An 8533-nucleotide genomic window follows, 5' to 3' on the forward strand; every position below is an offset into this window, starting at 1 on the left:
TATGTGCAAAGCTGTTATCACATTCCAGGTACAATTCTGATCCTTTTACCTTAACTACTTTAACCCGTTCCATTTGCAGATGTAATAACATGGGAAAATCAACCTTAAGCAACTCCATGTATTCATCCCATTTCTCCTGTATATATTCTGTTGTAATCTTTTGAGAGTCTTTCGACTCTTCTTCTTCATGAGCGGAAGTTTGTATCGGTTTAGAGGAGCCGTTTTGACCGGAGGTTTTTTTACTTCCCATCGCTTTTTTGGAAAGATTGGTTACCAAAGCAGGAGTGCCAATATCGTAATCATCATCACCTTCAGGTTCCTGGATATCTGCTTCTTCAGGCTCAAATATTTCTTCAATTTCATTTTCTTCTGATCCTTCAGAGGAAACATCCTGTTCCGGTTCTGTCTTCCTATTTTCTGGAAGTGGTTTAGAGACTTCTTCGCTTTCTTCGTGATCAGAAGACTTTTGGATGACACCGTTTTCTGCCTTTTTGGGGCTTGAACCGTTTGCAGAAGAGTTTAAGAAGTTACCGGAGTTTTTTTTTAACTCCCGAAGTTCGGAAAGAAGTTCAGATAATTGCTCTGAGCGCTCCATATGGATCAGCTTCAGAAGTGTGATCTCAAATTGAATACGAGGCTGACTGGCATCCTTTAATTTGATCTGTGCTTCACTAATGATATGAAGCATGCGCATCAGGTCGTCCCTGGAAAAATCCTTTGCTGTTTGCAGATAGCGCTTTTTGGTTTCTTCAGATTCCTCCACCAAAAAGAGCTTATCACTGTGATGCGCGATGTATAAATTCCGTAAATGTTCAGTCAGTCCTATCAGGTATTCCTGTATATCATAGCCTTCCTGCAACAGCGTGTTGATAAGGTCCAACCCTTTATCGGCATCATGCTCTTTCACGCATTTCATAAATTGGAAAAGGCGGTCGGTTCCTACTACGTTCAGGGCCTGCAGTAACTCTTCGTGGGTGATGGTGTCGCCACAAAATGCAATGGCCTGATCCATCAATCCGAGGGCGTCACGAAGGGCACCATCAGCTTTTTTGGCGATCACATGAAGCGATTCCTCATCAATGGAAATGTCTTCATCGAGGGAGATCTTGCGAAGGCGCTGTACAATTTCATCCACAGATATTCGCTTGAAGTCGAATCGTTGTACGCGGGAGAGAATTGTAGGAAGAACCTTGTGAGGTTCGGTTGTCGCAAAAATAAAAATGGCGTGTTCTGGCGGTTCTTCAAGCGTTTTAAGCAGCGCATTAAAAGCAGCTTTACTGAGCATGTGAACCTCATCAACTATAAACACCTTATAGCGGCCGTTTTGGGGAGGAATTCGAACACTTTCCCTGAGGTGATGCACATCATCCACTTTGTTATTGGAAGCAGCATCCATCTCCACAATATTCAGCGTCTGGTTCAGGGACTCCCCATCCACACTGATATCGATTTCATTGATGGTTCGGGCAAGTACCCTGGCCATCGTAGTTTTACCAACTCCGCGCGGACCACAAAACATATAGGCGTGAGAAAGCCGCCCTTGTTTGATGGCATTCTTTATGGTACTGCTCACATGTTCCTGTGAGACAATATCCTCAAAAGAAGTAGGCCGGTATTTTCGTGTAAGTGCGCGGTAGGTTTCTGACATTGATAAACTGGTTTTGCAATCAAAACAATGTACAAAAAGGAAGGGAAAAAATTGGGGTGATTTAAAGGAAGAAACTTAAATCATATTAGATCTTTGGTCGTGGAATGAGACAAATTCTGTGACAGCATAACTTAAAGAGAGTAAATGATCAGTGGATCCTAAACGAATCCCCCTCCGTCAGTAATTTAAAATTTACCCCTTGGTTTTCGGGTTTCCGAATTGCTTTACTGAAATCATTTTCAGGATCTTTCATCCCATCATCAGCGAGAGGAAAAGTACCGAAGTGCATTCCAAAACTGATCTCGGCTCCTACGTCTTTATGAACCTGAATGGCTTCTTCCGGGTTGACGTGCATGGGTTTCATAAACCAGCGTGGTTTATAAGCCCCAATTGGAATTAAGCCAACCGTAATATCCGGATGCCTTTGCCCTATTTCTTTAAAGAAATCTCCATAGCCGGTATCACCTGCGAAGTAAATATTACCTGCAGGCGTTTCGATCACATAACCCGACCACAAAGTTTTATCCCGGTCAAATAATCCCCGGGCAGAAAAATGCTGAGCTTGTACAGAATGAACGGTGATATCACTGTCGATCGCCTGTTCATCCCACCAATCCAGATCCAGGGTATTTTTTATTCCTGAGTTTTCTAAAAGCTGTGCGACCCCAAGCGGAGAGATGAACCGGGGCTGATAGAGTTTTTCGAGTTTTTTTAAGGTTTCAATGTCAAGGTGATCATAGTGGTTATGGCTGATGATAACCAGATCGATCGGAGGGAGGTCTTCGAACTTGACCCCTGCAGGGCGGAATCGTTTTGGGCCGGCAAAGCTAACCGGACTTACGCGATCGCTCCAAACCGGATCGGTCAATATATTTACACCTGCAGTTTGAATGAGAAAAGTAGAGTGGTTCACGTAGGTGATCATCATGCCGTCAGTTACGTTATCTGCGGGTTTGGGAGCAAAGGTGACTTCATTTTCTTCTATTTCAACCCATTCACCCTGATCTCTCTGAAAATACCACTTCATTATATCGAAGAAATCCTTGGAAGGAATATTTCCGGGATTTTCAAAAGTAGTACCGTTGAAGTGATCAGATACAGGGCCATCATATCCCGGCTTTGAAACCATCCAGCCTGCCAATACAATCATTATTGCAGCAACGAATAACAGTGAAACGATCCAAAGCATTATTTTTAAAAATAGCTTCATCTAATTGGTTTAATAGGGAAAGACAAACGCAGTTTTGGTTTTCAATCGTTCAAATAACCTGAAAAGGCGCATTACAGTATGCCTTTTCAGGTGCTTAACTAGCTGTTTTCTTTTAGGTGTTTATTGAAGAACTCCAAAATACGGCGGTATTCATCATACCAGGCATCTTCATCCTGGAAACTATGGCGCTCGGTAGGATACATCATCATCTCGAAATCCTCGTTACCGGTTTGAATAAGACGTTCGATGTAATGTACCGCATCCTGAAATCCCACATTATTATCGGTCAAACCATGTAACAATATGACCGGTTTTTGCAGAGAATCGGCATAGGTAACAGGTGAGCTTCGAGCGTAATGAAGGGAGTCTTGATCCGGTTTTCCAAGACGGGGAAGGGTATAACCGGGATTGGCATAGTAATAATTTTCCCAATTGGTGACGGAGCGCAGGCCTGCAGCTGCATCAAATTTATCAGGGGAAACACCTACTGCATATAGAGCCATGAATCCGCCATAACTTCCGCCATAAATTCCAACGCGGGAAGTGTCAGCTTTTTCGTAATTATCGGCAAGGAAGGCGAGTCCGTCTTCGATATCTTGGGTCTCGAATTTACCCATCCAGTTGGTGACGTCTTCACGGAACTTACGGCCATAGCCTGTGCTGTGCCGGTAATCAACTTCGATCACATAATAACCTTGATGCGTCAGGTATTGATGGAACATATACTCACGCCAATAATTATTGGACCATCCTTTGTATACATTTTGAAGAGAACCAGCACCATGTACAAATACAACTACGGGGTTGCCGTTGGGATCTCTTTGCTCTGGTTTTAGAACAGACATTGATAAACGAGTGCTTCCATCTCTTCCGGTAAATCTTACATATTCTTCTTGTTGCCAGTCATATTCATAAAAGGAATCGGGAACAGAATTGGTGAGCTTTATCTCACGCTGAGGGATCACGGTATCAACTACGTACAGGTCAAAGGGTTCATTGAAATAGGTCTTGTTGTATACGATAAACCTGCGGTCATGGCTCATCCTGAAGTCTCGGCGATAACCTTCTGCTGAGGTCAGCTTAGTGGGCAGGTTATTCATGATATTCAGCTTATATAGCTGGATCTCACCCGGATCCATTTCGCTGGTAGCCATTGCGATGGTTTTTTCGTCTATCCAGGAAGCCCAAGGAATATCATACTGGCCAAAAGTATGTTGCTCAAAGCCGGAGCCGTCCGGATTCACGGTATAGACATGGTTCCATCCATCGCGCTCACTTTGGAACATAAGTCTATCTGTAGCCGGGGCAAATTCTAAATTGGTGTTATAAAGCCAGCCGTCAGTGGAGTCTTCAAACAAAACATTGGATGAGAGGTCATTAAGGTCATAAACTTCGATCTTTCTGTTTTTCATCGGAGGATCGATCGTGTCGAGTGCAAGATGATTTCCTGATGCACTGATATCTGCATTTAAATACCCTTCATGTGTCAGTATCATCTTCACTTCGCCAGAATCGATAGGGGCTACTGAGATCAGTCGGGTAGGGATGCCTCTGCGGGTAGATCCGGGTTCAACATATTTGCCGGCATATTCAGGAAAATAATATTCCTCATAGTCGGAGGTATCCCACTGGCTGAGCACCAGTTTATCGCCGGCCCATCCAACAACACTATAATTGGGGGCTTCATCACTTTTATTGGTGATCTGTTTAATGTAGGCCTCATCCACACCCGAGATCCAGACATCTCCATTTTGAACAAAAGCGAATTTGGTGCCATCATTATTCCACACGGGGCTGTAATCATAGCCTTTTGATGCCACGATCAATCGCTCGTTTTCAAAGTCAGAATCTGCCAGCATCAGATCTCCGGACTCGGTGTAAAGCAGCATGTTACCATCAGGAGAAAGCTCATAATTGCGGATAACATCGTCAGGAGCTTTTTTCTGATTTTTACCGCTTAAACCAACCTGAAAAAGATCGGTATCGGAGGTAGCTGAATCACTCCAGGTGAAATAGATGGTCTTTCCATCCGGGGAAAAATGTGAAAAAGAAGGACGGGTACCCGGAATGAAAGGCTCATGAAAGATATCCTTCATGGTCAGTTGATCCGGAAATTGTTGGGCATTGATTTCAACCCCAACAAAAAGCATCAAGAAAATAGCAGTAACAAATTTCTTCATAGGAAATGGATATGAATGAATGTGAATAGATTGACGGTCTGAGAATAAAAACTTTGGAGGAGAAATATTGCAAAAAATGGTTTCGTCAAAATTCTATAAACATTGAATGACATTCGGCATTCGTAAGAGTGGGAGCAATTGTATCTTATCATAAACCCAAAAACCAATGGATAGATATGAAAACAACTGTACTAAATATTGAAGGCATGGGATGTTCAGGCTGTGTAAATACTATAGAAAACACACTTACAGCGCTGCCCGGAGTTAAAACTGTCATCGCAAATCTTGAAAAAGGAATAGCAGAAGTAGATTTTGATGAGCAGGAAGTGAAAGAAGAAGACTTCAAAAAAGCGGTAGAAGAAGCCGGCTACACTATGACCGGAATTCAGGGATAACTATGAAAAAGGCAACCTTGCAAATCGATGGCATGCATTGCGCCGGTTGTGTAAATGCGGTAGACAAACAGCTGGAGTCGCTTGAAGGGGTGAAATCTGCTCAGGTAAATCTGGCCACGGAATCCGCCATTGTGGAATATGAAGGCGAGATCAGCATGGATGATTTTGCAGAGGTAATATCCAGGGGTGGCTATACTTTGGTTAGGGACGATTCAGTAACCACTTCCAAAGCAGAACAAGCGGAAGAACGGGAGCAGCGAAAATATGACACCGCCCGCCGCAACATGCTTTATTCATGGATTCCCACCGTCATTATGTTGTTATGGATGCTCCCTGTTTGGATCGCCGATTATATGTTTCTGGGCCATGTCGGCATGGAGCTGGGGATGATCTTACTCTCAGGATTTGTAATTTTTGTACCGGGTTGGGAGACCATCAAGAGCGCGTGGAGATCAACCCTTAACCTCAGCCCAAATATGGATGTGTTGATCGCGATGGGTGCACTGGCTTCGCTTTCCACAGGATTTGTGGTTTTGCTGCATCACCTTGGTTATGGGCCTGAGTTTCACAGCTTCGCGATGATCGGGGGTATGATCATGGCATTTCACCTCACGGGCCGGTATATCGAAACTAAAGCTAAAGGAAACGCTTCTCAGGCCATCCGTAAATTATTGACTCTGGGAGCGAAGGAAGCTTCGGTATTGCGGGATGGAGAGGAAGTGAAAATTCCGGTGAGTGAGCTGAAGATCGGAGATGTAATGTTGGTGCGGCCCGGTGAGAAGATCCCAACCGATGGCGATGTAATTGAAGGTGAAAGTAGTGTCGAGGAATCGATCGCAACGGGAGAATCTATGCCGGTTGAAAAATCGGCTGGGGATGAAGTGATAGGAGCTACGCTGAACACCAACGGAGTCTTAAAAGTGAGAGCGACTAAAATCGGGAAAGACACTTTTCTGAATCAGGTCATTAAGATGGTAGAAGAGGCACAGGGGTCAAAAATTCCCATTCAGGATTTTGCGGACCGGGTCACCAAAGTGTTTGTGCCGATCGTTTTACTTTTGGCTGTATTGACCCTGACTTCCTGGCTCGTATTTCCGGAATTTTTTGGGGGGTTGGTAACGTGGGCATCTGATTTCATTCCCTGGGTAAACCCTGAACTAAGCTCAACGGCACTCGCTTTTTATGCAATGATCGCGGTATTGGTAATTGCCTGTCCGTGTGCGCTGGGATTGGCCACGCCAACGGCGCTTATGGTCGGCTCAGGACTTGGAGCTGAAAACGGCATCCTCATCCGAAAGGGAGAAGCCATTCAGCGCATGAAAGATGTGGATACCATCGTGTTGGACAAAACGGGCACCATCACCAAAGGGAAACCGGAAGTGACCGATGTGATCACATTTGGAGATATTTCGGAGAATGAATTGCTTGAATTGGCAGCATCCGTGGAGAACAATTCGGAACACCCACTTGCAAGGGCTGTGGTAAATGCGGCCTCGGAAAGAAACATTGAATTGAAGCGCTCCACAGGATTTGAAAGCATGACCGGTAAAGGAGTAAAAGCAATTGTTGGAGACGGAGCTGTTGGAGTGGGAACTGCCTCTCTGATGGCAGAACTTGGCGCTGAGATCACCAAAGAACGATCTCAGCAGAAGCAAAAACTAGAAGAACAGGCTAAAACGGCCGTGTATGTTAGTCAGGCCGGGAACCTGCTGGGCATTCTGGGTATCGCTGATGAGGTGAAATCAGACAGTCTGGATGCCATAACCGAGTTCCGAAAACTGGGATTGAAGACCATCATGCTGACCGGCGATAATGAGAAGACCGGTCGTGCCATAGCCGATAAAGTTGGCATCGACGAGGTGATCGCGGAGGTGATGCCGGATCAGAAATCGGAGGAGATCAAGAAGCTGCAGCAATCGGGCCGAGTTGTGGCAATGGTGGGTGATGGCATTAATGATGCCCCGGCGCTTACCCTGGCTGATGTCGGTATCGCCATCGGAACGGGAACCGATGTGGCCATTGAATCCGGTGATATCGTATTGGTGAAGGGGGACCTGCCGGGGGTGTTACGGGCTATTAAGCTGAGTAAAGCCACCTTTACCAAAATCAAGCAAAACCTCTTCTGGGCCTTTTTCTACAACCTGATCATGATCCCACTGGCCGTGGTTGGTTTGTTGCATCCATTGCTGGCTGAGGCTGCGATGGCTTTTAGCTCCATTAATGTGGTGTTCAACTCTAAAAGATTGGGGAAGGTAAAGCTGGATTAATAAATGAAGTGGAGATTAGGATTGATAATGTTACCGACAGCGCTATGAAAATTATGATACGGTTCATGTGTCAATCAACAAGAGGTTGCGGATCATCTTCTAGATAGATTTTCAACACAAGGGAATCACCTTTTTCGACGGAGATATCAAGTTCCTTTTTAGCTTTTCCAATGTACATAGCTTTGATGGTATATTGCCCGGGTTGTACCGGCAAAATGTGGGATAAGGAATCTTTCTTTGGACCAAATAACACCCCGTTTATACTAAAAACAGCAGGCATAAATCGGTCTTTATCTTCTAAATGATAAAAGCTCAGGTCCAGATAGGTTCCCTCAGATATGCTTTTATGTTCCTCCATGCTGGACGAAGCTATTTCTTTATAATCACCGTTATTATTTGAGCATGAGACAAAAGCCATACACATAGTTAAGATCTTAACATTTTTCATACTTCATAATAAAACAAAATTCCTATAAGAAGGTTATCTTAAAGAAGATTCGATCATTTTAAAACCAAATTATTGATATGAGTAACAAGAAAATTCTTATTTACGGTCTATTACTTACAGCCGGTGTAGCTGTATTTCTATTTTGGCCCGGTAATTCCGCAAGCAATATGCTTTCCAATGACACGGAAGTAGTAATGTATAAAAATGAAGGATGCCAATGTTGTACCAAGTGGGGCGACCATATGATGGAAGGTGATTTTGCCGTTGAAGAAGTTCCCGTACCCGTTTTGATGCAGGTTAAAAGAGATAACGGAATTTCCCGTGAATTGGCTTCTTGTCATACAGCCATTGTTGATGGCTATGTAGTAGAAGGCCATGTCCCGAG

7 protein-coding genes are annotated in these 8533 nt (G+C 44.3%); 3 read left to right on the forward strand and 4 right to left on the reverse strand.

All coding sequences use genetic code 11. The features are described from left to right. From dnaX to VFM80_RS00015, 3 genes are all read right to left on the reverse strand, one after another. Positions 1-1648 (reverse strand): DNA polymerase III subunit gamma/tau (gene dnaX / locus VFM80_RS00005; RefSeq protein WP_395068283.1); only part of this gene is annotated, 1648 nt, incomplete at its 3' end. 148 nt (positions 1649-1796) lie between these two features. Further along, positions 1797-2858 (reverse strand): MBL fold metallo-hydrolase, encoded by a 1062-nt coding sequence (locus VFM80_RS00010; RefSeq protein WP_395068285.1) that lies wholly within the window; start codon positions 2856-2858, stop codon positions 1797-1799. Between the two features lie 98 nt (positions 2859-2956). Continuing rightward, positions 2957-5038, reverse strand: a complete 2082-nt coding sequence (locus VFM80_RS00015; protein ID WP_395068287.1) for a prolyl oligopeptidase family serine peptidase — start codon at positions 5036-5038, stop codon at positions 2957-2959. A 176-nt stretch (positions 5039-5214) separates the two neighbouring features. On the opposite strand from VFM80_RS00015, the gene VFM80_RS00020 reads away from it, so the two are divergent. Both VFM80_RS00020 and VFM80_RS00025 read left to right on the forward strand, forming a co-directional pair. Further along, positions 5215-5433 carry a heavy-metal-associated domain-containing protein gene (locus VFM80_RS00020; protein ID WP_395068289.1) on the forward strand — a complete coding sequence of 73 codons (219 nt, stop codon included), beginning with the start codon at positions 5215-5217 and terminating at the stop codon, positions 5431-5433. Positions 5434-5435: 2 nt separating this feature from the next. After that, positions 5436-7700, forward strand: a complete 2265-nt coding sequence (locus VFM80_RS00025; protein ID WP_395068291.1) for a heavy metal translocating P-type ATPase — start codon at positions 5436-5438, stop codon at positions 7698-7700. Positions 7701-7770: 70 nt separating this feature from the next. Here the strand turns inward: VFM80_RS00025 and VFM80_RS00030 are convergent, their stop codons facing one another. Then, complete coding sequence (locus VFM80_RS00030) at positions 7771-8148, reverse strand: hypothetical protein (protein WP_395068293.1); 378 nt, start codon at positions 8146-8148, stop codon at positions 7771-7773. A gap of 77 nt (positions 8149-8225) precedes the next feature. Here VFM80_RS00030 and VFM80_RS00035 point away from each other — a divergent pair. Beyond that, on the forward strand, positions 8226-8533 hold a 308-nt coding region (locus VFM80_RS00035; RefSeq protein ID WP_395068295.1), incomplete at its 3' end, for a DUF411 domain-containing protein.

Source organism: Gracilimonas sp. (assembly GCF_035704785.1).
GTDB lineage: Bacteria > Bacteroidota > Rhodothermia > Balneolales > Balneolaceae > Gracilimonas.

Bases quoted from the DNA above. Each gene is read 5' to 3' on its own strand.
- VFM80_RS00010 (WP_395068285.1), bottom strand. From the start codon at position 2,858: ATGAAGCTATTTTTAAAAATAATGCTTTGGATCGTTTCACTGTTATTC.
- VFM80_RS00015 (WP_395068287.1), bottom strand. From the start codon at position 5,038: ATGAAGAAATTTGTTACTGCTATTTTCTTGATGCTTTTTGTTGGGGTT.
- VFM80_RS00020 (WP_395068289.1), top strand. From the start codon at position 5,215: ATGAAAACAACTGTACTAAATATTGAAGGCATGGGATGTTCAGGCTGT.
- VFM80_RS00025 (WP_395068291.1), top strand. From the start codon at position 5,436: ATGAAAAAGGCAACCTTGCAAATCGATGGCATGCATTGCGCCGGTTGT.
- VFM80_RS00030 (WP_395068293.1), bottom strand. From the start codon at position 8,148: ATGAAAAATGTTAAGATCTTAACTATGTGTATGGCTTTTGTCTCATGC.